At 70.9% G+C, this 21,269-nt stretch carries 21 protein-coding genes; 17 read left to right on the top strand and 4 right to left on the bottom strand.

The features are described from left to right. Position 1 precedes the first annotated feature (1 nt). The 7 genes from LX14_RS00375 (at position 2) to tsaD (ending at position 6,518) form a co-directional block, all read left to right on the top strand. Positions 2 to 1,453: an NAD(P)H-hydrate dehydratase gene (locus LX14_RS00375; RefSeq protein WP_253645320.1), complete on the top strand. Its 1,452-nt coding sequence runs from the start codon at positions 2 to 4 to the stop codon at positions 1,451 to 1,453. Then, complete coding sequence (alr, locus tag LX14_RS00370; protein WP_253645319.1) at positions 1,450 to 2,595, top strand: alanine racemase; 1,146 nt, start codon at positions 1,450 to 1,452, stop codon at positions 2,593 to 2,595. The genes LX14_RS00375 and alr overlap by 4 nt, the downstream gene beginning before the upstream one ends. Next, positions 2,592 to 3,641 (top strand): alpha/beta fold hydrolase, encoded by a 1,050-nt coding sequence (locus LX14_RS00365; RefSeq protein WP_253645318.1) that lies wholly within the window; start codon positions 2,592 to 2,594, stop codon positions 3,639 to 3,641. The genes alr and LX14_RS00365 overlap by 4 nt, the downstream gene beginning before the upstream one ends. Continuing rightward, entirely contained in the window at positions 3,638 to 4,108 is a 471-nt protein-coding gene (gene tsaE, locus LX14_RS00360) for a tRNA (adenosine(37)-N6)-threonylcarbamoyltransferase complex ATPase subunit type 1 TsaE (protein WP_253645317.1), read from the top strand. The genes LX14_RS00365 and tsaE overlap by 4 nt, the downstream gene beginning before the upstream one ends. 246 nt (positions 4,109 to 4,354) lie before the next feature. Next, positions 4,355 to 5,005, top strand: coding sequence for a tRNA (adenosine(37)-N6)-threonylcarbamoyltransferase complex dimerization subunit type 1 TsaB (gene tsaB, locus LX14_RS00355; protein ID WP_253645316.1), 651 nt, complete (start codon positions 4,355 to 4,357; stop codon positions 5,003 to 5,005). Positions 5,006 to 5,010: 5 nt separating this feature from the next. Continuing rightward, entirely contained in the window at positions 5,011 to 5,487 is a 477-nt protein-coding gene (rimI, locus tag LX14_RS00350) for a ribosomal protein S18-alanine N-acetyltransferase (protein WP_372505348.1), read from the top strand. Further along, the gene (gene tsaD / locus LX14_RS00345; RefSeq protein ID WP_253645314.1) at positions 5,484 to 6,518 is read left to right on the top strand and encodes a tRNA (adenosine(37)-N6)-threonylcarbamoyltransferase complex transferase subunit TsaD; all 1,035 of its coding nucleotides are present in this window, start codon (positions 5,484 to 5,486) and stop codon (positions 6,516 to 6,518) included. The genes rimI and tsaD overlap by 4 nt, the downstream gene beginning before the upstream one ends. A 9-nt stretch (positions 6,519 to 6,527) precedes the next feature. Here the strand turns inward: tsaD and LX14_RS00340 are convergent, their stop codons facing one another. Continuing rightward, complete coding sequence (locus tag LX14_RS00340; RefSeq protein ID WP_253645313.1) at positions 6,528 to 6,983, bottom strand: MarR family winged helix-turn-helix transcriptional regulator; 456 nt, start codon at positions 6,981 to 6,983, stop codon at positions 6,528 to 6,530. Positions 6,984 to 7,068: 85 nt separating this feature from the next. On the opposite strand from LX14_RS00340, the gene LX14_RS00335 reads away from it, so the two are divergent. From LX14_RS00335 to groL, 3 genes are all read left to right on the top strand, one after another. Beyond that, a complete protein-coding gene (locus tag LX14_RS00335) occupies positions 7,069 to 8,643 on the top strand; it encodes an MFS transporter (protein WP_253645312.1) in 1,575 nt (524 codons plus the stop codon). A 205-nt stretch (positions 8,644 to 8,848) separates the two neighbouring features. Then, complete coding sequence (gene groES, locus LX14_RS00330; protein WP_253645311.1) at positions 8,849 to 9,148, top strand: co-chaperone GroES; 300 nt, start codon at positions 8,849 to 8,851, stop codon at positions 9,146 to 9,148. Between the two features lie 82 nt (positions 9,149 to 9,230). Further along, positions 9,231 to 10,847, top strand: coding sequence for a chaperonin GroEL (groL, locus tag LX14_RS00325; RefSeq protein ID WP_253645310.1), 1,617 nt, complete (start codon positions 9,231 to 9,233; stop codon positions 10,845 to 10,847). Between the two features lie 119 nt (positions 10,848 to 10,966). On the opposite strand, the gene LX14_RS00320 is transcribed toward groL, so the two are convergent. Further along, positions 10,967 to 11,263, bottom strand: a complete 297-nt coding sequence (locus LX14_RS00320; protein ID WP_253645309.1) for a WhiB family transcriptional regulator — start codon at positions 11,261 to 11,263, stop codon at positions 10,967 to 10,969. Between the two features lie 468 nt (positions 11,264 to 11,731). Here LX14_RS00320 and LX14_RS00315 point away from each other — a divergent pair, with 468 nt between their 5' ends. The 3 genes from LX14_RS00315 to LX14_RS00305 all read left to right on the top strand — a co-directional run bounded on the left by LX14_RS00315 (position 11,732) and on the right by LX14_RS00305 (position 14,261). Further along, positions 11,732 to 12,607: a tetratricopeptide repeat-containing protein gene (locus tag LX14_RS00315; protein WP_253645308.1), complete on the top strand. Its 876-nt coding sequence runs from the start codon at positions 11,732 to 11,734 to the stop codon at positions 12,605 to 12,607. 194 nt (positions 12,608 to 12,801) lie between these two features. Further along, a complete protein-coding gene (locus LX14_RS00310) occupies positions 12,802 to 13,377 on the top strand; it encodes a sigma-70 family RNA polymerase sigma factor (protein ID WP_253645307.1) in 576 nt (191 codons plus the stop codon). Then, positions 13,374 to 14,261 (top strand): anti-sigma-D factor RsdA, encoded by an 888-nt coding sequence (locus tag LX14_RS00305; protein WP_253645306.1) that lies wholly within the window; start codon positions 13,374 to 13,376, stop codon positions 14,259 to 14,261. The genes LX14_RS00310 and LX14_RS00305 overlap by 4 nt, the downstream gene beginning before the upstream one ends. A gap of 88 nt (positions 14,262 to 14,349) precedes the next feature. Here LX14_RS00305 and LX14_RS00300 read toward each other — a convergent pair whose 3' ends face one another. Beyond that, positions 14,350 to 14,739, bottom strand: a complete 390-nt coding sequence (locus tag LX14_RS00300; RefSeq protein ID WP_253645305.1) for a DUF5319 domain-containing protein — start codon at positions 14,737 to 14,739, stop codon at positions 14,350 to 14,352. Between the two features lie 214 nt (positions 14,740 to 14,953). On the opposite strand from LX14_RS00300, the gene guaB reads away from it, so the two are divergent. Together guaB and LX14_RS00290 are read left to right on the top strand one after the other, a co-directional pair. Beyond that, entirely contained in the window at positions 14,954 to 16,510 is a 1,557-nt protein-coding gene (gene guaB, locus LX14_RS00295; RefSeq protein WP_301283136.1) for an IMP dehydrogenase, read from the top strand. Positions 16,511 to 16,564: 54 nt separating this feature from the next. Next, positions 16,565 to 17,707, top strand: coding sequence for a GuaB3 family IMP dehydrogenase-related protein (locus LX14_RS00290; RefSeq protein ID WP_253645304.1), 1,143 nt, complete (start codon positions 16,565 to 16,567; stop codon positions 17,705 to 17,707). A gap of 17 nt (positions 17,708 to 17,724) precedes the next feature. Here the strand turns inward: LX14_RS00290 and LX14_RS00285 are convergent, their stop codons facing one another. After that, positions 17,725 to 18,273, bottom strand: a complete 549-nt coding sequence (locus LX14_RS00285) for a TetR/AcrR family transcriptional regulator (protein ID WP_253645303.1) — start codon at positions 18,271 to 18,273, stop codon at positions 17,725 to 17,727. A gap of 86 nt (positions 18,274 to 18,359) precedes the next feature. Between LX14_RS00285 and LX14_RS00280 the strand changes: the two genes are divergently transcribed. Together LX14_RS00280 and LX14_RS00275 are read left to right on the top strand one after the other, a co-directional pair. Continuing rightward, positions 18,360 to 19,352 carry an SDR family NAD(P)-dependent oxidoreductase gene (locus tag LX14_RS00280; protein ID WP_253645302.1) on the top strand — a complete coding sequence of 331 codons (993 nt, stop codon included), beginning with the start codon at positions 18,360 to 18,362 and terminating at the stop codon, positions 19,350 to 19,352. An 86-nt stretch (positions 19,353 to 19,438) separates the two neighbouring features. After that, positions 19,439 to 21,259: a GMC oxidoreductase gene (locus tag LX14_RS00275; protein ID WP_253645301.1), complete on the top strand. Its 1,821-nt coding sequence runs from the start codon at positions 19,439 to 19,441 to the stop codon at positions 21,257 to 21,259. The last annotated feature ends 10 nt before the right edge of the window (positions 21,260 to 21,269 follow it).

The following is a 21,269-nucleotide window of genomic DNA, read 5'->3' as shown; positions in this document are numbered from 1 at the left end:
GATGCTCGGTTTCCACACCGCATCGGCCATCCGCGCGGCCGAGGAGGCCACCGGCGACCTGCTCACCGGCGGGGTGCTCATGCGCCGCGCGTCGGCGGGCCTCGCCTCCGTGGTGATCGCCGAGCTGCTCGCCCGGCGTGGCGCCGTCTACGGCGCCCGGGTGGGACTCGTCGTGGGGTCCGGGGACAACGGGGGCGACGCGCTGTACGCCGGGGCCCGGTTGGTGCGCCGCGGGGTCTCCGTCGTGGCCGTCGCGCTCGACCGGGACCGCGCGCACGAGTCCGGCAGCAGAGCCTTCACCGCGGCCGGTGGCCGGTGGGTGTCGACGATGCCGTCCGACGTCGACCTCGTCGTCGACGGTGTCGTCGGACTCGGTGGGAGCGGTCCGCTGCGTCCTGTGGCGGCTGGGGTGTTCGCCGGTGTGCGCGCCCCGATCGTCGCGGTCGACCTGCCCTCCGGCGTCGACGCCGACACCGGAGAGATCCACACCCCCGCGGTGCACGCAGCTGTCACCGTGACCTTCGGCGCGCGTCGTCGCGCACACGTCCTCGCGTCGTCGCAATGCGGCCGGGTGGTGTGTGTGGACATCGGGATCGACCCGGGCGCAGCGGGACTCGTCGCCCTGTCCGACAGCGACATCGCCCGTGAGTGGCCCGTCCCCGGTCCCGTCGACGACAAGTACACCCAGGGTGTCGTCGGGGTGATCGCAGGATCCGACCGGTACCCGGGCGCCGCGGTGTTGTGCAGCGGCGCCGCGGTGGCCGCCACCTCCGGCATGGTGCGGTACGTCGGGTCGGCCGCGGAACAGGTGGTCGCCCGGCGGCCGGAGATCGTGGCCGCACCCGACCTCGACGCGGCCGGTCGCGTGCAGGCGTGGGTCGTCGGCCCGGGAGCGGGTACCGACGACGCCGCCGAGGATCTGCTCCGCCGGATCCTGGCGGCCGACGTGCCCGTCCTCGTCGACGCCGACGGACTGACCGTCGTCGCCCGCCACCCCGAGTGGCTCACCGGCCGGGATGCCCCGACGCTGCTCACGCCGCATGCTGGCGAGTTCGCCCGCCTGGCCGGGCACGAGGTCGGCGCGGACCGGGTCTCCGCTGTCAGCGACCTCGCCGCGCGCCTCGAGGTCACCGTGCTGCTGAAGGGCCGCGTGACCCTGGTGTCCGACGCCGCCGGACCGGTCATCGCGAACGACGCCGGATCGTCCTGGGCGGCGACCGCCGGTGCCGGCGACGTCCTGTCGGGCATCGCCGGCGCACTCCTGGCGTCCGGCCTGGCCCCGCGGGTAGCCGCCGCGGCGGCCGCCCGAGTGCATGCGGATGCGGCGCGCCTCGCGGCGCACGGGAGCGATCCGACGGGACACGGCGCACCCATCGGCGCCTCCGATCTGTTGGCCGCGGTGCCCGCCGCCATCCGTGACATCCGGTCCGCCGGGTCCGGACACGATCGATGACGGCACCCGCAGCGCTCGACGCCTGCGTCGACCTGGCTGCCATCGCCCACAACGTCGGCGTCGTCGGCCGCCGATCGGGGGCGCCGGTGCTCGCCGTCGTGAAGGCCGACGGCTACGGCCACGGCGCGGTCCCTGTCGCGCGAGCGGCGCTGGACGCGGGCGCGGTCGCCCTCGGTGTCGCGACCGTCGCCGAGGCGCTGGCCGTGCGTTCCGGTGGTGTCCGCGCTCCGCTGATCGCGTGGCTGCACACGCCCTCGACAGACTTCGCCCCGGCACTCGCCGCCGACGTCGAGATCGTCGTCTCGTCCGGACAGCAACTCGACGCCGTCCTCGCAGCCGCACAGACCACGGGAACACCCGCCCGTGCGGGGGTCAAGATCGACACCGGCCTGGGCCGCAATGGGGTCGGGCCGCACGACTGGCCCGACGTCCGCGACGCGCTCGTCCGCGCGGTGGCGGACGGGACGATCGTCCTGGGCACGGCGATGTGTCATCTGGCGCACGGGGACATCCCGGATCACCCCCTCAACGACGAGCAGGCCGCGCGCCTCGACGCCTGTGTCGCCGAGCTCACCGCCCTGGGCGCGCCGCCCGATGTGGTGCACATCTCGAATTCCGCTGCGGCCCTGGCCCGTCCGGACCTCTCCCGTGACATGGTGCGGGCCGGTATCGCCATCTACGGGTTCTCCCCGCTCGAGCGCGAGCACGGCGATCTCGGTCTGGTGCCCGCTATGACGCTGTCGGCAGAGGTGTCCGCGGTCAAGCGGGTGTCGGCCGGGCAGGGGGTCTCGTACGGACACACGTGGGTCGCCCCCCGCGACACGACGCTGGGCCTGCTGCCCGCGGGGTACGCGGACGGGGTGCCGCGGTTGCTGTCGAACCGGTTGCGGGTGGCCGTCGGCGGGCGCATCGTCCCCGGTGTGGGGCGCGTGTGCATGGATCAGACCGTCGTCGACCTCGGACCGTCGACGGACGTCCGACCCGGCGACCGCGCCGTCCTGTTCGGCGACGGGGCCGAGGGTGGCCCGACGGCGACGGAGTGGGCGGACACCATCGGGACCATCGACTACGAGATCGTGTCCGGAGTGCGGGGCCGCGCTGTCCGCCGGTATGTCGACAGTCGGGACGAGGTGGGCACATGAGCCCGGAACGGCCGCGCAGGATCGGGATCCTCGCCGGCGCCGCGGGAGCCGCGACACTCGGCGCCCTCGCCGTCGGCGGTCTGGCCCGCGACCTCACCCGGCGGTCGTCGACCGACGATCCGCACGACGGTGTGGGGTTCGACGCGGTCTACGACGACCGCGCGAGCATCGTCATCGCCGACGACGGGGTGCCGCTGGCCGTGCGGGAGGTGGGACCGCCCGACGCGCCGATCTCGGTGGTGTTCGTCCACGGGTTCGCGCTGCGCATGTCGAGTTGGCACTTCCAGCGTCTGTGGCTCGCGCAGGCGTGGGGTGACAACGTGCGGCTGGTCTTCTTCGACCACCGCGGCCACGGGGAATCGGGTGCTGCGACGCCGGAGAGCATGACGACGGCTCAGGCCGGCGCGGACATCGCCGCGGTGATCCGTGCGGTCGTGCCGAGCGGTCCCGTGGTGCTCGTGGGCCATTCCATGGGTGCGATGGCGGTGATGGCACTGGCCTCACGGGAGCCGGAACTGTTCGGGGAGAAAGTGATCGCCGCAGGACTGGTCGCGACCGCGGCCAGCGGGATCGCCGACGTCGGCATCGGACGCGGTCTGCGCAACCCGTTGCTGAACGCGCTGCGGTTCTCGGTGCGCCGCGCGCCGCGGACCGTGCAGACCGGACGCGGGGTGACCCGCGCGATCGTCGCGCCGGTGTTCACCGCCGCGAGCTTCGGCTCGACCTTCCGGTCGCCCTCGCTGAGCGCGTTCGCCGCGTCGATGATCGACGACACCCCCGTCGAGACACTCGTGTACTTCCTGCGCGCGCTCGAGGACCACGACGAGACGGCCGGCCTGGCGGCGCTGCGGCGCATACCGACGATGGTCGCGTGCGGGTACGAGGACCGTCTGACCCCGCTCGCCCGGTCGGTGGAACTGCATTCCGAACTCGGCGACTGCGAACTCGTCGGCGTGCCCGACAGCGGGCACCTCCTGCCGCTCGAGAAGCCCGACGTGGTCTCTGACGCGATCGAACGCCTCGTCGCCCACAGCGTCCAGCGATGAGCGACGACCTCCCCGGCCACCGCACGCTGCCCACGGTCGAGGACACCGAGGCGCTGGGCGCCGAGATCGCCGGCACCGTCGCCCCCGGCGACCTGGTGATCCTCGACGGGCCGCTCGGTGCGGGCAAGACCGCGTTCGCGCGCGGTTTCGGGGCCGGGCTGGGTGTGGCCGGGCGGGTCAGCTCGCCGACGTTCGTCCTCGCCAGGGAGCACCGGCCGGGTCGGGAGGGTGGCATCGGGATGGTCCACGTCGACGCCTACCGGCTGGGATCGACGGGCGGTGACGTCCTGGCCGACCTCGATGCCCTGGACCTCGACACCGACCTCGAGTCCGACGTCGTGATCGTCGAGTGGGGTGCCGGGGTGGTGGAGCGCCTGGCCGACCGCCATCTGCTGGTCCGTCTGCGCCGCGACGACGACAGCGATGTGCGCACGGCCGCGTGGGGCTGGATCGACGCCACCCCCTGACCCCTGACCCACGCGTCGAGTGGGCGTTTCCGGACGTCGAGTGGGCGTTTGCGGACGTCGAGTGGGCGTTTGCGGACGTCGAGTGGGCGTTCGGACGCGCCGCGTGGCACCAGCCGCCCACTCGACGGTTCCTACCGCCCACTCGACGGTTCCTACCGCCCACTCGACGGGTCCTGCCGCCCACTCGACGGGTGGGAGATGGCGGGATTCGGGGTGGGGCGTGGCCGCCGACTACCCTGGGTCACCGTGCTCGTCCTGGCCATCGACACCGCGACCCCGACGCTCGTCGTGGGTGTCGCCGTACTCGACGACGACGGCCTGCGCGTCCTCGTCGACCGCCACGTCCCGACCGCCCGCGGGCACGCCGAACTCCTGTCGAGCCTGGTCCTCGACTGCCTGACCGAGGCCGGCGTCGCGCGGGCGGACCTGCGTGCGGTCGTGGTGGGGACCGGACCCGGACCGTTCACGGGTCTCCGCGTGGGGATGGCCAGTGCGGTGGCTTTCGCCGACGCACTCGGCATCGACGTCGTGGGCGTGTGTTCGCTCGACGCGGTCGTCCACGGGGTGCCGGATGCGGCCCACGGTGACGCGCTCGTCGTCACCGACGCGCGCCGCCGGGAGGTCTACTGGGCCCGTTATGTCGACACCGTGCGCACCGATGGGCCGTCGGTGAACGCTCCGAGCGACATCGCCGACCGCATCGACTCGCCGACAACCGTTCTCGGTTCCCCTGATCACGCCGCCCTGCTGGGACTGACCGCACGGCCCGACTCTGCTGCGCCGACTGTGGCGGGACTCGTCGCGGCGGCCGCGCAGCAGCTGCGGTCGGGGCAGCACGATCCGGTGGTTCCGCTGTACCTGCGTCGGCCCGACGCCGTCGAGAGGGCTCGCCCGTGACCGCGGTGATCGGTCCGCTCACCGTCGACGACGCCGGGCGCTGCGCCGAGATCGAACGCGCCATCTTCGCCGACGAATCCCCCTGGCCTGCCGAGGCGTTCGTGGCGGAGATCGGTGCACCGACCAACCGCTACGTCGGTGCTCGCGACGAGGACGGGTCCCTGATCGGCTACGCGGGTGTCAGCCTGCTCGGGCGGGTGGGCGGCTACGAGTGCGAGATCCACACCATCGCCGTCGATCCCGCGCACCGGGGGACAGGGCTGGGGCGCTCGTTGCTGCGCGTCCTGCTCGACGTCGCCGACGAGAACCGGGCGCCCACATTCCTCGAGGTCCGTACCGACAACGACCCCGCGATCTCGCTGTACGAATCCGTCGGCTTCACCCGACTGGGCCTGCGCAAGGGGTACTACCAACCCGTCGGGGCCGACGCCTACACGATGCGCCGACCACCGGCGGGCGAGCAGGAGGGGGATTCCCGATGATCGTGCTCGGGATCGAGAGTTCCTGCGACGAGACCGGTGTCGGCGTCGTCGAGCTGGCCGACGACGGGACCGTGACGCTGCTCGCCGACGAGGTGGCGTCGAGCGTCGCCGAACACGCTCGGTTCGGCGGGGTGGTCCCCGAAGTCGCCTCGCGAGCGCATCTCGAGGCCATCGTGCCGACCATGCGCCGCGCCCGGGAGGTCGCCGGCATCGACCGTCCCGACGCCGTGGCCGTGACCATCGGTCCGGGGCTCGCGGGGGCACTGCTGGTCGGTGTCTCGGCCGCGAAAGCCTATGCGGCGGCGTGGGATGTGCCGCTCTACGCCGTGAACCATCTCGGTGGGCACGTCGCGGTCGACACCCTCGAACACGGGCCGATGCCGCCCTGCGTCGCGCTGCTGGTGTCGGGTGGGCACACGCATCTGCTGCGGGTGGACGACCTCGGCTCGCCGATCGTCGAGCTCGGCACCACGGTCGACGACGCCGCCGGGGAGGCGTTCGACAAGGTGGCGCGCCTGCTGGGCCTGGGCTATCCCGGAGGTCCCGCGCTCGACGCCGCGGCCGCCGACGGCGACCCGACGGCGATCGCGTTCCCGCGGGGGATGACCGGGCCCCGTGACGCCCGATACGACTTCTCGTTCAGCGGCGTCAAGACGGCTGTGGCCCGGTTCGTCGAGAAGTGCACCCGCGCAGGCGATCCGATCCCGATCGCCGACGTCGCGGCCTCGTTCCAGGAGTCGGTCGCCGACGTGCTCACCATGAAGGCGATGCGGGCGTGCGAGGACCTCGACGTCGACACGCTCGTCCTGGGTGGGGGAGCCACCGCGAACTCACGGATCCGTTCGCTCGCGGAAGAGCGTTGTGCCGCAGCAGGAATCACGCTGCGTGTTCCGCGTCCGCGTCTGTGCACCGACAACGGCGTGATGATCGCGACGCTCGGCGCGCACGTGATCGGCGGGGGAGCGCAGCCGTCCGCGATCACGGTCGCCACCGACCCCGGCATGTCGGTGCAGATCAGCGCCTACCGGTAGGGGCGACGCTCAGTCCGTCAGGTCGGTCGTCCCACAGAGCGAACGACCGTCGTCGTCGACTGCGGTCGCACGCAGGACGGCACGGTGGGCGGGCTTGGCCGCCTCGTACCGGGCCAGGCCCGCGTCGGTGAGGGCGGTGAACACCGACCGGCGATCGGCTGCGCACATCGATCGCCCGACCAACCCGTCCTTCTCCAGTCCGGACACCAGCCGCGACAGGGCGCTCTGACTCAGGTGCACCTGTGCGGCGAGTTCACTCATCCGCAGGGAGTGGTCGTCCGCGGCGGCCAGGAGCTCGAGCACCTCGAACTCGCTGCCGGTGAGACCGTGTGCCGCCTGCAGCGTGCGATCGATCTCGCACGACACCCGGTGGTAACGGACGGACAGCTGCTGCCATGCCGCGGCGAGCCGGTCGTCGGCGCATGGCGTCGTCGTCATCGTCGACGCGGACACATCTGCGGTCATGGCCGCATCCTACCCTATGTTCGTGCATTTGTTGCAGACAAATTATTTGTAGACACATTGGATGCGTGTGCATATAGTTCCCGCCATGACTGTGAGACTCGAAGACATCCGCCCGGGGGAGCCCTGGCCGACCGTCGATGCGGTGGACACCACCGCAGCCCGGAAGGCTGGGGATCGGCACGCGGGGACACGACGAGAAGACGCGACGGACGACGGGTCAGGTGCGACGCCCGCGCACCTGACCGTCACGACCGGCGGGGGATGGGCCGCCCGGACCTGGATCCTGCTCGTGGTCCTGGCGGGTGTGCTGTTCCTGGACGGTCTCGACGTCTCGATGGTGGGCGTGGCCCTGCCGTCCATCGGGGCCGATCTCTCGATGACGCAATCGCAACTGCAGTGGATCGTGTCCGGGTACGTGCTGGGGTACGGCGGCTTCCTGCTCCTGGGCGGACGCGCGAGCGACCTCTTCGGGCGACGGAGGGTGTTCCTCTGGGCGTTGGCGGTCTTCGCCACCGCATCCGTGGTCAGCGCGTTCGTGCAGGTCGACCAGGCCATCATCGCCCTGCGCTTCGTCAAGGGAGTGGCCGCGGCCTTCACCGTCCCCGCCGGCCTGTCGATCATCACGACGACGTTCGCCGAGGGGCCCGCACGCAACAAGGCCCTGAGCATCTACACCGTCTGCGGCGCCAGCGGCTTCTCGCTGGGGCTCGTCTTCGGCGGACTGCTCACCGAGGTGTCGTGGCAGGCGACCCTGCTGTTCCCGGGGCCGATCGCGGCGGCGCTGCTCCTCGCCGGGGTCCGTGTGATCCCGCGGTCCGCGCGCACCCGGGTGCGCTTCGCCCAGTTCGACCTCGCCGGCGCGCTGACCAGTACCGGGGCGTTGCTCGCGCTCGTGTACGCGGTCGTCCAGGCCCCGTCGTCGGGGTGGACCAGCACGCAGACGGTCGTGCTCTTCGTGGTCGCCGCCGCGCTGTTCGCCGCGTTCGTGGTCGTGGAGCGACGGCACGGCGCGCCGCTGCTGCGCCTGGGCATCCTGCGGTCCGCGACGCTCGTGCACGCCAACGTCGCCGCGGCGGCGATGTTCGGTGGCTACGTCGCCTTCCAGTTCCTGGTGACCATCTATCTGCAGAACACGCTCGGGTGGTCGCCCATCGCCATGGCTCTCGGGTTCCTGCCGGCGGGGCTCCTGGTCGCCATCAGCGCGACCGGTATGGACCGGGTGCTGGCCCGCATCGCGACGCCCGTCCTCATCGCGGTCGGGCTGACGGCGTTCGTCGCCGGGTACCTGCTGTTCCTGCGCACCGCACCGGGGCAGGGGTACGCACAGTTCCTGCTGCCCACGATCATCCTTCTCGGCGTGGGTTTCGCTTTGTGCTTCCCCGCCGTGAACGCCCAGGCGACCTCGGGCGTCGCCGACCACGAGCAGGGCCTCGCGTCCGGGCTGGTGAACACGTCGGTGCAGGTGGGCGGCGCGATCATGCTCGCCGTGGTGACGGCGATCGTCACCAGTTCCCGGGTCACGGTCGCCCCCGGCGCCCTGCCCGGCGGCGTGGACACCGCGATCATGGTGATCTCCGGGCTGTCGATCGTGGCGATGGTCTACAGCCTCGTCGTGATCGGTCTCCGGCGCCGTCGTCGGGAGGTCGTCGAGACGAGCTGAACCGCGGCTCGTGATCATGCGGGTGCTGGCACTCGGCAGTACTTGAGTGCTGGCACTCGCATGTATAGAGTGCCAATCGGCACCGAGTGCGGTTCCGGCACCCGCGACGACGGGACCGAGCGCGGAGCCTCAAGCGTGGAACTCATCGACAACCGGGCCAGGCGCACCGCCTGACCCGATCTGCTGAAAGTGGAGGGCTCACATCGTGGCGAGCGTGAACATCAAGCCGCTCGAGGACAAGATCCTCGTCCAGGCCAACGAGGCCGAGACGACGACCGCCTCCGGCCTGGTCATCCCCGACACGGCCAAGGAGAAGCCTCAGGAGGGCACCGTCATCGCCGTGGGCGAGGGTCGTGTGACCGAGCAGGGCAACCGTGTGCCGGTCGACGTCAAGGAAGGTGACACCGTCATCTACTCGAAGTACGGCGGCACCGAGATCAAGTACGCCGGTGAGGAGTACCTGATCCTGTCGGCCCGCGACGTCCTCGCGGTCGTCGGCAAGTAAGACCTCACGAATTCCGCCCCGGTCCTGATCAGCAGGTACCGGGGCGGAATCGTTCCCGCACACCCTTCAGGAGCGAAGATCCATGCCCAAGCAACTCGCATTCTCCGACGACGCGCGGCGCGCGCTCGAGCGCGGCGTCGACAAGCTCGCGGACACGGTCAAGGTGACCCTCGGCCCGCGGGGCCGGCACGTGGTGCTGGCGAAGTCGTTCGGCGGCCCGACGGTGACCAACGACGGTGTCTCGATCGCCCGTGAGATCGACCTGTCCGATCCCTTCGAGGACCTCGGCGCCCAGCTGGTGAAGTCCGTCGCGACCAAGACCAACGACGTCGCCGGTGACGGCACGACCACCGCGACCGTCCTCGCTCAGGCCATCATCCACACCGGGCTGCGCAACGTGACCGCCGGCGCCAACCCCATCGCCCTGGGTTCGGGCATCTCCCGCGCCGCCGACGCCCTGTCCGACGCGTTGCTCGCCGCCGCCACCCCGGTCGAGGGTGCGGAGGCCATCGCCCAGGTCGCGACGGTCTCGTCCCGCGACCCGGAGATCGGCGAGATGGTCGGCCGGGCGATGGACACCGTCGGTGCCGACGGCGTCGTCACCGTGGAGGAGAGCTCCGGTCTGTCGACCGATCTCGAGATCACCGAGGGCGTGCAGTTCGACAAGGGCTACCTCTCGCCGTACTTCGTCACCGACCCCGATTCGCAGGAGGCCGTGCTCGAGGACGCGCGGGTGCTCCTCTTCCGCGAGAAGATCAGCTCCCTGCCGGATTTCCTGCCGCTGCTGGAGAAGGTCGCCGAGGCGGGCAAGCCGTTGCTCGTCATCGCCGAGGACGTCGAGGGCGAGCCGCTCTCGACCCTCGTGGTCAACGCCATCCGCAAGACGCTGCGCGTCGTCGCGGTGAAGGCGCCGTTCTTCGGTGACCGTCGCAAGGCGTTCCTCGACGACCTGGCGGTCGTCACCGACGCCACCGTGATCAGCTCCGACATCGGACTGAGCCTGGCCGAGGCCGGCCTGGACCTGCTGGGCACGGTCCGTCGCGTCGTGGTCACCAAGGACGCCACGACCATCGTCGACGGTGCCGGTACCGCGGACGCGATCGCGGCCCGGTCCGAGCAGCTGCGCCGCGAGATCGAGGCGAGCGACTCCGACTGGGATCGGGAGAAGCTCGCCGAGCGGCTGGCCAAGCTCGCCGGCGGCGTCGCCGTCATCCGGGTGGGTGCTGCGACCGAGACCGCGCTCAAGGAGCGCAAGCACCGCGTCGAGGACGCGGTGGCGGCGGCCAAGGCCGCGGTCGAGGAGGGCATCATCCCCGGCGGCGGTTCGGCCATCGTCCAGGCCGCGGCCGCCCTCGACGAGCTCGAGGCGTCGCTCTCGGGCGACGAGAAGCTCGGCGTGGCCGTCGTGCGACAGGCCGTCCGCGCCCCGCTGCACTGGATCGCCACCAACGCCGGCGTCGACGGGGCCGTGGTGACCGCGACCGTGGCGGCCGCCGAGAAGGGGCACGGCTTCAACGCGGCGACCCTGCAGTTCGGTGACCTCCTCGCCGACGGCATCGTCGACCCGGTGAAGGTGACCCGCTCTGCGGTCGTGAACGCCGCATCGGTGGCGCGCATGGTCCTGACCACCGAGAGCGCCGTCACCGACAAGCCGTCGGAGAGCGCTGACGCCGGGCACGGACACGGTCACGCGCACTGATCGGGGCGGATGACCATCCGCCGATGTACGACAGAGGGGCACCCGGGAGACCCGGGTGCCCCTCTGTCGTGGGTGGTCGGTGTGCGGTCGGCGCGGCGGTGTCGCCGGCGCCGGAAGAATCAGCCGGCGAGGCGGCGCCCGACACCGCGCTTCATCAGGATGCTGCGCTCGGACTCCGAGAGTCCGCCCCAGATGCCGTACGGCTCGGCCACCGCGAGGGCGTGCTCCCGGCACTGAGCGATGACCGGGCAGGCATGGCAGAGTTCCTTGGCACGGCGTTCCCGATGGGCGCGGGCGCGGCCACGCTCGCCGTCAGGATGGAAGAACATCGAGGAGTCGACCCCGCGGCACAACCCCTTCATCTGCCAGTCCCAGATGTCGGCGTTCGGACCGGGGAGGTGATTCGGTGCAGGCATGGGGCTCTCCTTGGGGATGCCGTGAACTCGACGTCGCCGCCTGGCGAGGGGCGACACCGGAATTCCGATCGTGCGTGCGGGCGTCGGGAACACCGTTGTCCCGCCCGTCGAGGAATCACGGTAGGGCACCGTCGGAAAACGAGTCAACAAAGCGTCATCGCGGCTGCAACCCTTCCTGATGATGCAGTTCGTTAATTGTGTGTTTCCACGATCAGGCATGGTCTGATGTGGTTCGAATAACGGATATCGGTGGTGAATTTTCTGGTCATAAACGGCCGTGAGCAGGCACTTCGACACCGGGGACGCACGTCCGAAATGGTGTCGAATGGGTGGCCCGGGATGACGTCGCCGGCCGTCGATGACACATCGTGGACATATCGACGTGACGCGCAGGTGACGCGAAGGCGTGCGGGAGCGATGTATCGAGCAGGTTAAATTCTGGCTAATTGGAAGGGTGGGCGGAACTCGATGACCCCTTTTCCGTTGTCGTCCGTCGCTTTCGGCGCCCACCCGGGCGCAGATGTCGACGACCCCGCGGTGGTCGCGGCCGCCACCGACCTCGACGACCTCTGTCTGCGCGGGATCGCCCTCGCAGCTCAGGGTCGGTACGCCCGCGCCCGGTACGACCTCACGGAGGTGCTGCGTCGGAGCCGGGGAGCCCGCTGCGTCACGCGTCGGGCCGTCGCGGCGACCGCCCTGGCGTCCTGTCGTCGGCAGACCGGCGGGCACGGATGGGCCGCGGCCGCCGACGGGTCGGCTCTGGCGATGCTGGCCGGCGACGGTGCCCGTGACGACGATCCGCGCCGACTGTCGACCCGACTGGACGCGACGATCGGGCTCGCCGCGGACCACCTGGGCACGGGTGACCTCTCCGCGAGTGATCGACTCCTGGCCCGGGTCGAGGACTCCATCCGCGACGGCGGTCACCTGGGGCGGGAGTGGTGGATCTCCGACCGTCCGCACCTGCGGGCCGCCTGGGTGCGCGCGGAGTGGCATCTCTACCGTGGCGACGCCCGCGGCGCGCTCGCCGTGGCCGAGCGGGCGTCGGCGCTGCTCGACGAGTGTCCGTCGCTGCGTCACCGCCTCAAGACCCAGGTCCTCCTCGCGGCCTGCCAGTCCACCACCGGTGACCTCGAGCGCGCGGTGTCGACCGCACTCGACGCCGCCCGCCGGGCCACGGAACTGGGCCAACTGCCTCTGCTGTGGGCGGTCGCCGGCCTGCTCTGCGACGTCGGCGGCGCGAACGGCGACGCAGCAGGACGAGCGATCTGGACCGCGCGACGCGACGACACGTACCGGACTCTGATCGCACGGGGAGCACAGTTCTCCGTCGACACGGTGTGAACCGGGCCCGGTCCACACCGGGTCGCGACGGGCGTGTGTCGGCGCCGCATGGGTCGTGTGATCGGCCGAGGCAGGTCACTACGGTGGCTAAGCTTGCCATCACGCCGACTGCCCGCGTGTGCGGTGCGCGCCCTTCCGCGGGGCCCGGCTGTGCCCGACCGACCGTGATGTAACGCAGGGACCCCGACGCGACGATGATTCTCACAGGTGACGAGCTCGACCGTGCTGTCGCCGCCGCAGGGCGGGGCGATCGGTCGGCTCTCGCCGACGTACTGGAGACGGTCCGTCCTCTGGTCGTGCGGTACTGCAGGGCCAGGGTGGGGGCAGGCGAACGGCACACGCTGTCCGCCGACGATGTGGCGCAGGAGGTCTGCATGGCGGTGATGACCGCGCTGCCCAGGTATTCGGACCAGGGGCGGCCGTTCATGGCCTTCGTGTACGGCATCGCGGCGCACAAGGTCGCCGACGCGCACCGGGGGGCCGCGCGGATCAAGTCCGATCCGGTGGAGACGATCCCCGAGGCGATGGACGTCGACGACGGGCCCGAACAGCTGGCCCTCAACTCCGACGCCAGCCGTCGGATGGGGGAGCTGCTCAGCCGGTTGCCCGAGAAGCAACGCGAGATCCTGGTCCTGCGGCTGGTGGTGGGGATGTCGGCGGAGGAGACGGCCGAGGCCGTCGGGAGCACACCAGGCGCGGTACGGGTCGCCCAGCACCGCGCACTGAACAAGCTGAAGAACGAGATGACGAGAGCAGGTGAGGGTCGATGACCGGACGAGATCGAGACGCGGCCTTCCCCGGGTCCGACCCCGAGCCGACGGAGTCCTCCGCGGCCGACCGCGAACCGCTCGACGTCGCCGCCGTCCGCGCCGACGACGCCCTGCTCGACGCGCTGTCCCGCAACCGACTGCCCGGTGGCTGGGAACTGACCGACTCCGATCACCAGCTGGCCGGCATGCTCGCCGGGTGGCGTCACGAGATCGACGCACAGCCGTTCCCGCAGCACCCGACGCTCGAGGAGGTCGAGGCGGAGATCGCCGCGGCCGGCCGCATGGCGTCACGCCGGGGGTCGCTGCGTCGACTGCGCTACGTGGCCGGTGCCGCGGCTGTCGCCGTCGTCGCCTTCGGCGCCGTGACCGTCCTCGCGCAGAACGCCGACCCCGGCGATCCGCTGTGGAAGGTGAAGGAGACGATGTTCGGCTCGGAGGCCAGCGCGACGATCGCGTCGTCGAGCGTCCAGTCGAACATGGAGAAGGCCGAGCAGGCCCTGTCCGGAGGCGACAAGCGCCTGGCCGCCGAATACCTCGTCGCGGCCCAGAAGGACGTCCCCAAGATGTCCGGCCTCGACTCCCGTCAGCGGATGCAGGACTGGGCGCAACGACTCGCCGAGCAGGTCGGGCCGATCCCGCAGAACCCGTTGACGTCGATCACGGCCCTGCCGTCGGTCCCGGGTCTCCCGACGATCCAGGTCCCGAGCGATGTGGTGGCCGTCCCGACGATCCCGACCACGACCTCGGCGCAGGACCCGCGGATGCTGTTGCGCGCTCCCGTCACGCCGCCGACGTCGGAGCCGCCTGCGACCGGACAGAGCCCCGCGCCGTCCACGCCGGTGTCGGAGACACCCACCACGACCACGACGACACCCGCGGGCTGATCCGCGGGGACCGTCGGTCCGGTGGCGCGTGACGACTCGGCGTCGTCGGACCTGGAAGTCGACTAGGCGTCGTCAAAGACGGGGACGACTAGGCGTCGTCGGTGGTGTGCATGACCGCGTCGGCGTATCCGCGGCAGTAGTCCCAGGTGACGTAGGCGTCCGGGGAGGGGTCGACGGCCGGCTCATGGGGTCGGACCGTTCCCTCGACGAGCAGCTGCAGCAGGTTCGCCCGCAGCATGTCCCAGTCGTGGTAGTGGTCCTGCTGACAGTCGTCACAGATGACGACCAGCCCGCGGACGCCGTGCCTGGCCAACAACGCCTCGTAGACCGCGAGGTCCGCCAGGTCCTCCTCGACGGCCAACCGCTCGTCGGCGTCGAGTGGGGTCGCCGGTTCCACCGAGTCCAGAGCGGCCGACGGGTCGCTGGGGTCGTCGGCGAAGGGATCCGGGGGCAGCCCGGGCGGCAGGTGGTCACGCACACGTCAACCGTAGCCAGCAGCAGCGGCCCGGCGCCACTTCCTCGCAGCACTGAGCGCAGGCGCGGCGGGGGCACGGCGTCGGGGCTTATACGATGGTTACCTACCCCCGTGGACCGCCGAGTGTGCGTCGGTGCGGCTCGTGCAGGCGCTCCGAGCACACCGTGTACCGCCGACACACATCAGGGCCACAGCAACCAGGAGAGGGTGCAGATCCATGACCTCCCACCTCGACACCGGATCCGACGCCCCCACGCCGGTCACCCCCCGGGTCCACACCGGCGGTGACGACCCGGACAAGGTCGCCATGCTGGGCCTCACGTTCGACGACGTCCTGCTCCTGCCGGCCGCGTCCGACGTCATCCCCAGCGACGTCGACACCTCCTCGCAGGTGACCAAGCAGATCCGACTCAAGGTGCCGCTCGTCAGTTCGGCCATGGACACCGTCACCGAGTCGCGCATGGCGATCGCCATGGCCCGCGCCGGTGGCATGGGCGTCCTGCACCGCAACCTGTCCATCGACGACCAGGCCGGACAGGTGGAGACCGTCAAGCGGTCCGAGGCGGGGATGGTGACCGACCCGGTCACGTGTCGGCCGCACAACACCCTCGCCGAGGTCGACGCCATGTGTGCGCGGTTCCGCATCTCGGGTCTGCCGGTGACCGACGACGACAACAACCTGCTCGGCATCATCACCAACCGCGACATGCGCTTCGAGGTCGACCAGGACCGTCCCGTGGCCGAGGTGATGACGAAGGCGCCGCTGATCACCGCCCAGGAGGGCGTGTCGGCCGAGGCCGCACTGGGACTGCTGCGTCGCAACAAGCTGGAGAAGCTCCCGATCGTCGACGGCAACGGACGCCTCACCGGTCTCATCACGGTCAAGGACTTCGTGAAGACCGAGCAGCACCCCGACGCCACCAAGGACTCCGACGGGCGCCTGCTCGTCGGCGCGGCGATCGGTACCGGTGACGCGCAGTGGGCTCGCGCGATGGCCCTGACCGACGCCGGCGCGGACGTGATCATCGTGGACACCGCGCATGCCCACAACCGGCTCGTGCTCGACATGGTGAGCAAGCTGAAGGCCGAGGTCGGTGACCGCGTGCAGATCGTCGGGGGCAACGTGGCGACCCGTGAGGCGGCACAGGCTCTCGTCGACGCCGGCGCCGACGCCGTGAAGGTCGGTGTCGGACCGGGCTCGATCTGCACCACCCGCGTCGTCGCGGGTGTCGGTGCGCCCCAGATCACCGCGGTGATGGAGGCCGTCGCCGTGTGCAAGCGCGCCGGTGTGCCCGTCATCGCCGACGGTGGACTGCAGTTCTCCGGTGACATCGCCAAGGCGCTGGCCGCCGGGGCGTCGACCGTCATGCTGGGGTCGCTGCTGGCCGGGACCGCGGAGGCCCCCGGGGAGCTGATCCTGGTGAACGGCAAGCAGTTCAAGAGCTACCGCGGCATGGGGTCGCTCGGTGCGATGCAGGGCCGTGGCGAGAAGAAGTCGTTCTCGAAGGACCGCTACTTCCAGGACGACGTCCTGTCGGAGGAGAAGTTGGTGCCCGAGGGAATCGAGGGTCGGGTCCCGTTCCGTGGGCCGCTGACCCAGGTCATCCACCAGCTGCGCGGAGGTCTGCGCGCCGCCATGGGGTACACCGGGTCCGCCACGATCGAGCACCTGCAGCAGGCGCGGTTCGTGCAGATCACCGCGGCCGGGCTCAAGGAGAGCCACCCCCACGACATCACGATGACCGTCGAGGCGCCCAACTACTATTCGCGCTGACCCGCGCGATCACCGGCCCCGCGGCGGGGCCGGACATCGAGGAAAGGCACACCGGTGCGAGACCTGGTGGACATCGGCATGGGCAGGACCGCCCGGCAGACGTTCGAGCTCGACGACATCACGATCGTCCCGTCCCGGCGGACGCGGTCGTCCAGCGAGGTCTCCACGGCCTGGCAGCTCGACGCCTACCGGTTCGACACCCCGATCCTGACCCACCCCACCGACGCCATCGTCTCGCCCGAGACGGCGATCGCCCTCGGTCGGTCGGGTGCGTTGGGGGTGCTCAACGGTGAGGGGCTGTGGTCGCGTCACCGCGACGCCGACGCCCGTCTCGCGGAGGTCGCGGAGATCGCCGACAGCGACCCGGATCCCGCGGCCGCGATCGCCCGGCTGCAGGAGCTGCACGCCGCCCCCCTCGACACCGCGTTGCTGGGCGAGGCCGTGGCCCGTGTCCGTGACGCCGGCGTCACCACGGCCGTCCGCGTCAGCCCCCAGCACGCGCTGGAGCTCACCCCGACATTGCTGTCGGCAGGCATCGACCTGCTCGTCGTGCACGGCACCATCATCTCGGCGGAACACGTCAGCAAGAACGACCGGGAACCGTTGAACCTCAAGACGTTCATCGCCGATCTCGACATCCCCGTCGTCGCCGGCGGCGTGCACGACCACCGCACCGCGCTGCATCTCATGCGCACCGGTGCGGCCGGCGTGATCGTCGGATACGGGTCCACCGAGGGGTCCACGACCACGAACGAGGTGCTGGGCATCGGCGTCCCGATGGCCACGGCGATCGCCGACGCCGCGGCCGCCCGCCGCGAGTACCTCGACGAGACCGGCGGCCGGTACGTGCACGTCATCGCCGACGGCGACATCCACACCTCCGGTGACCTGGCGAAGGCGATCGCGTGTGGCGCTGACGCCGCCATGTTGGGCACCCCGCTGGCCGCAGCGGCCGAGGCGCCCGGTCGCGGGTGGTTCTGGACCGCCGCCGCCGCGCACCCGTCGCTTCCCCGGGGCGCCCTGATGCAGGTCGCGGTCGAGGGGGAGAACCCCAGCCTCGAGTGCGTCCTCCACGGTCCGTCGTCGGTGCCCTTCGGTGACCGGAACGTCGTCGGCGGACTCCGCCGTTCGATGGCGAAGACCGGCTACTCCGATCTCAAGGAGTTCCAGAAGGTCGGTCTCACCGCCCGCACCTGAGCGGGTGCGGCGACGCGTCAGGCGTTCCTGCGCAGACCCTCGAGGACGAACGCGGCGAGACGGTCCACCCGTTCGCGCCGACGGGAGTCCTCGGGCAGCGACCACACGCCGCCGAACATCAGCAGGAGGTCGTCGGCGTCGACGTCGTCGCGGAGCGATCCGTCGCGGCGCCCCGCGTCGAGCAGTCGGGTGATCGCTGCGGTGACCGTCGCCCGCGCGGACGGCCGTTCGTCGTCGGGCAGTGCATGGATCACCTCGCCGAGAACCTGTTTCGTGTCGGCGTAGTCGATGAACCGTCGCACCCAGACGGCCAGTGCCTCCGCCGCGGTGTCGCTCTCGCGCAGGATGCCGTCGGTGTCGCCCAGTCGGTCGATCTCGGAGCGGTACACCTCGACGACCAGCGCCTCGCGGTTCGGGAAGTGGCGGTAGAGGGTTGCGATGCTCACGCCGGCCGCGCGGGCTATCGCGTCCAGTGGGACGCCCGCCCCGACGTCGGCGAACAGGCGCGACGCCGCCGTCAGGAGCGCGTCACGGTTGGCACGGGCGTCGGAGCGAGCGGGGGCCATGCCGACAACCGTAGTGCTCCTCCGTTTTCCTGGTATCGTCGGCGCGAAGCGTAGGGCTACTACGTTTCAGTGACCGAGGAGATCCGATGACGACGCGCCCACACCCGATGCCGCCCGAGCTGCCGACCGGCTTCGGGGCCACGACTACCGCAGAGGAGGTCGCCGACGGCCTCGATCTGGGCGGGCGCACGGCCGTCGTGACCGGCGCATCCTCGGGCATCGGGATCGAGACCGCGCGGGTGCTCGCCGCCCATGGTGCGCACGTGGTCCTGGCGGTGCGGGACACCGCGGCAGGCGCATCGGTCGCCGAGGACATCGTGGCCGCGCATCCCGCCGCCCACGTCGAGGTCCGTCATCTCGATCTCGCCGACCGCGGGACGGTGGACGCCTTCGTGCAGCAGTGGCGCGGACCCCTGCACGTCCTGATCGCCAACGCCGGCGTGATGGCGCTCCCGGCCCGCGTGTTGACCGGCGACGGCGTCGAGATGCAGTTCGCGGTCAACCATCTGGGTCACTTCCAGCTCGCGACGGGCCTGCGCGGTGCACTCGTCGCGGCCGATGGTGCGCGTGTCGTCTCGGTGACCTCGTCGGGACACCAGCGGTGTCCGGTCCTGTTCGACGACCTGGACTTCTCCTTCGTCGAATACGACCCCTTCCTGGCCTACGGCCAGTCGAAGTCCGCGAACGCCCTATTCGCCGTCGAGGCGGACCGACGGTGGTCGGCGGCCGGCGTCCGCGTGAACGCCGTGATGCCGGGTGGCATCGCGACGGGACTGCAACGCCACGTCGACCCGGAGGTGCTCGCCGCCGCCCGGCGGTCGGCCGGCGCCCCGGCGGATCTCAAGACGCCGGGGCAGGGTGCCGCGACGACGGTGCTGGCAGCGGTGCATCCCGCCCTCGAGGGGGTCGGCGGCCTGTACCTGGAGGACTGCGGTCCGGCCCCCCTCCTGGGTGCACGGTCGGAGGCCGACGGCCGTCACGGGGTGGCTCCCTTCGCTGTCGACGCCGCGAACGCACGGCGGCTCTGGGAGGTGTCGGAAGACCTCCTGCACCTGTCGACCGCGAGTGCCTCCATCTGACAACGCGCGTTGTACGATGGGGCGCGCGTCACAGCGACCCCGGTCGTGTCCGGTGATGCGAGCACACGACTTCGCGAGGTGGCACGGTGTCCGACTCTGGTTCCCACGACTACGACGTCCTGATCATCGGATCGGGTTTCGGTGGCAGCGTCAGCGCGCTGCGCCTGGTGGAGAAGGGGTACCGCGTCGCGGTCGTCGAGGCGGGACGCCGTTTCGAGGACGAGGACTTCGCGAAGACCAGCTGGCGTCTCAACAAGTTCCTGTGGGCCCCGAAGTTCGGACTGTTCGGCATCCAGCGCATCCACATGCTGCGCGACGTGATGGTGCTCGCCGGCGCGGGCGTGGGCGGTGGATCGCTGAACTACGCGAACACGCTCTACAAGCCGCCGACCCCGTTCTTCCGCGACCCGCAGTGGGGGCACATCACCGACTGGGAGTCGGAGCTGACGCCTCACTACGAGCAGGCCCGTCGGATGCTGGGCGTGGTGTCCAACCCGACGTTCACCCCCTCCGACCGCATCCTCAAGGAGATCGCCGACGACATGGGGGTCGGCGACACCTTCGGTCCCACCCCGGTCGGCGTCTTCTTCGGTGAGAAGACCGGCGGCACAGGCGCCCCGGGCGAGACCGTCGCGGACCCGTACTTCGGTGGGGTCGGACCCGACCGCACGGCGTGCACCGAGTGCGGATCGTGCATGACCGGTTGCCGCGTGGGCGCCAAGAACACCCTGATGAAGAACTACCTGGGTCTCGCCGAGCGCGCCGGTGCGGTCATCCTCGACCGCACCACCGTCACCGGGCTGCGCACCAACCGTGCGAAGGACTCGTGGTGGGTGCAGACACAGCGCACCGGCAGCTGGACGCGACTGGGCCGTAAGCCGCGCACGATCACCGCCGCACACGTCATCGTCGCCGCGGGCACCTACAACACCCAGCGCCTGCTGCACCTGGCGAAGGACGACGGGTCCCTGCCGGAGCTGTCGGACGCGATGGGCCACCTCACGCGGACGAACTCCGAGTCGATCCTCGGGGCCATGCGCCACAAAGTCGACCCGTCGGAGGACTTCTCCGAGGGTGTCGCCATCACGTCGTCGATCCACCCTGCGCCCGACACCCACATCGAGCCCTGCCGGTACGGCAAGGGCTCCAACGCGATGGCGCTGCTGCAGACCCTGCTGACCGACGGTGCTCCCGGCCGCCCGCGCATGCTCAAGTGGCTCGACGAGTTGCGCAAGAACCCCGGCGCGCTGCGTCGTCTGTTCTGGGTGAAGGACTGGTCGCAGCGGACCGTGATCATGCTGGTGATGCAGAACAAGGACAACTCGCTGACGACGTTCGTCCAGAAGATCGGCAGGTACCGCTTCGTCAACAGCCGCCAGGGACACGGTGAGCCCAACCCGACGTGGATCCCGGCCGGCAACGAGGCCACCCAGCGCGCCGCCGAGAAGCTCGACGGTCTCGCCGGTGGCACCTGGGGTGACGTGTTCAACATGCCACTGACCGCCCACTACCTGGGCGGGTGCGTCATCGCCGACGACCCGTCGACCGGCGTCATCGACCCGTACCACCGCGTGTGGAACTACCCGACCCTGCACGTCACCGACGGTGCCGCCATCAGCGCGAACCTGGGTGTCAACCCGTCGCTGAGCATCAGCGCGCAGGCCGAGCGCGCCATCGCGCTGTGGCCGAACAAGGGTGAGGCGGATCGTCGTCCCGGTCAGGGTGAGCCGTACCGGCGCATCGAGGTCGTCGCACCCGTGTCACCGGTCGTCCCGGCCGATGCTCCCGGTGCACTGCGGCTCCCGATCGTCGCGGTGAACCACGGCGGCACACCGCAGCGCGGATCGTTGTTCGACGGGGCCGGCGCGGCGACCGCGGATGTGAAGCGGGCAGACGTCAGCGCCTAGACTCACCCGG

The sequence above is a fragment of the Williamsia deligens genome (genome assembly GCF_024171765.1).
In the GTDB taxonomy this organism is placed as follows: Bacteria; Actinomycetota; Actinomycetes; order Mycobacteriales; family Mycobacteriaceae; genus Williamsia_A; species Williamsia_A deligens.
The sequence above is the reverse complement of the archived record's forward strand: the minus strand, read 5'-3'. Positions and strand labels throughout refer to the sequence as shown.

Coding starts and splice junctions, on each gene's coding strand:
- groL (WP_253645310.1), top strand. CDS start 9,231: ATGCCCAAGCAACTCGCATTCTCCGACGACGCGCGGCGCGCGCTCGAG.
- LX14_RS00365 (WP_253645318.1), top strand. CDS start 2,592: ATGAGCCCGGAACGGCCGCGCAGGATCGGGATCCTCGCCGGCGCCGCG.
- LX14_RS00335 (WP_253645312.1), top strand. CDS start 7,069: ATGACTGTGAGACTCGAAGACATCCGCCCGGGGGAGCCCTGGCCGACC.
- LX14_RS00285 (WP_253645303.1), bottom strand. CDS start 18,273: ATGGCCCCCGCTCGCTCCGACGCCCGTGCCAACCGTGACGCGCTCCTG.
- alr (WP_253645319.1), top strand. CDS start 1,450: ATGACGGCACCCGCAGCGCTCGACGCCTGCGTCGACCTGGCTGCCATC.
- LX14_RS00305 (WP_253645306.1), top strand. CDS start 13,374: ATGACCGGACGAGATCGAGACGCGGCCTTCCCCGGGTCCGACCCCGAG.
- tsaE (WP_253645317.1), top strand. CDS start 3,638: ATGAGCGACGACCTCCCCGGCCACCGCACGCTGCCCACGGTCGAGGAC.
- LX14_RS00375 (WP_253645320.1), top strand. CDS start 2: ATGCTCGGTTTCCACACCGCATCGGCCATCCGCGCGGCCGAGGAGGCC.
- LX14_RS00320 (WP_253645309.1), bottom strand. CDS start 11,263: ATGCCTGCACCGAATCACCTCCCCGGTCCGAACGCCGACATCTGGGAC.
- tsaD (WP_253645314.1), top strand. CDS start 5,484: ATGATCGTGCTCGGGATCGAGAGTTCCTGCGACGAGACCGGTGTCGGC.
- LX14_RS00310 (WP_253645307.1), top strand. CDS start 12,802: ATGATTCTCACAGGTGACGAGCTCGACCGTGCTGTCGCCGCCGCAGGG.
- LX14_RS00315 (WP_253645308.1), top strand. CDS start 11,732: ATGACCCCTTTTCCGTTGTCGTCCGTCGCTTTCGGCGCCCACCCGGGC.
- guaB (WP_301283136.1), top strand. CDS start 14,954: ATGACCTCCCACCTCGACACCGGATCCGACGCCCCCACGCCGGTCACC.
- LX14_RS00280 (WP_253645302.1), top strand. CDS start 18,360: ATGACGACGCGCCCACACCCGATGCCGCCCGAGCTGCCGACCGGCTTC.
- LX14_RS00340 (WP_253645313.1), bottom strand. CDS start 6,983: ATGACCGCAGATGTGTCCGCGTCGACGATGACGACGACGCCATGCGCC.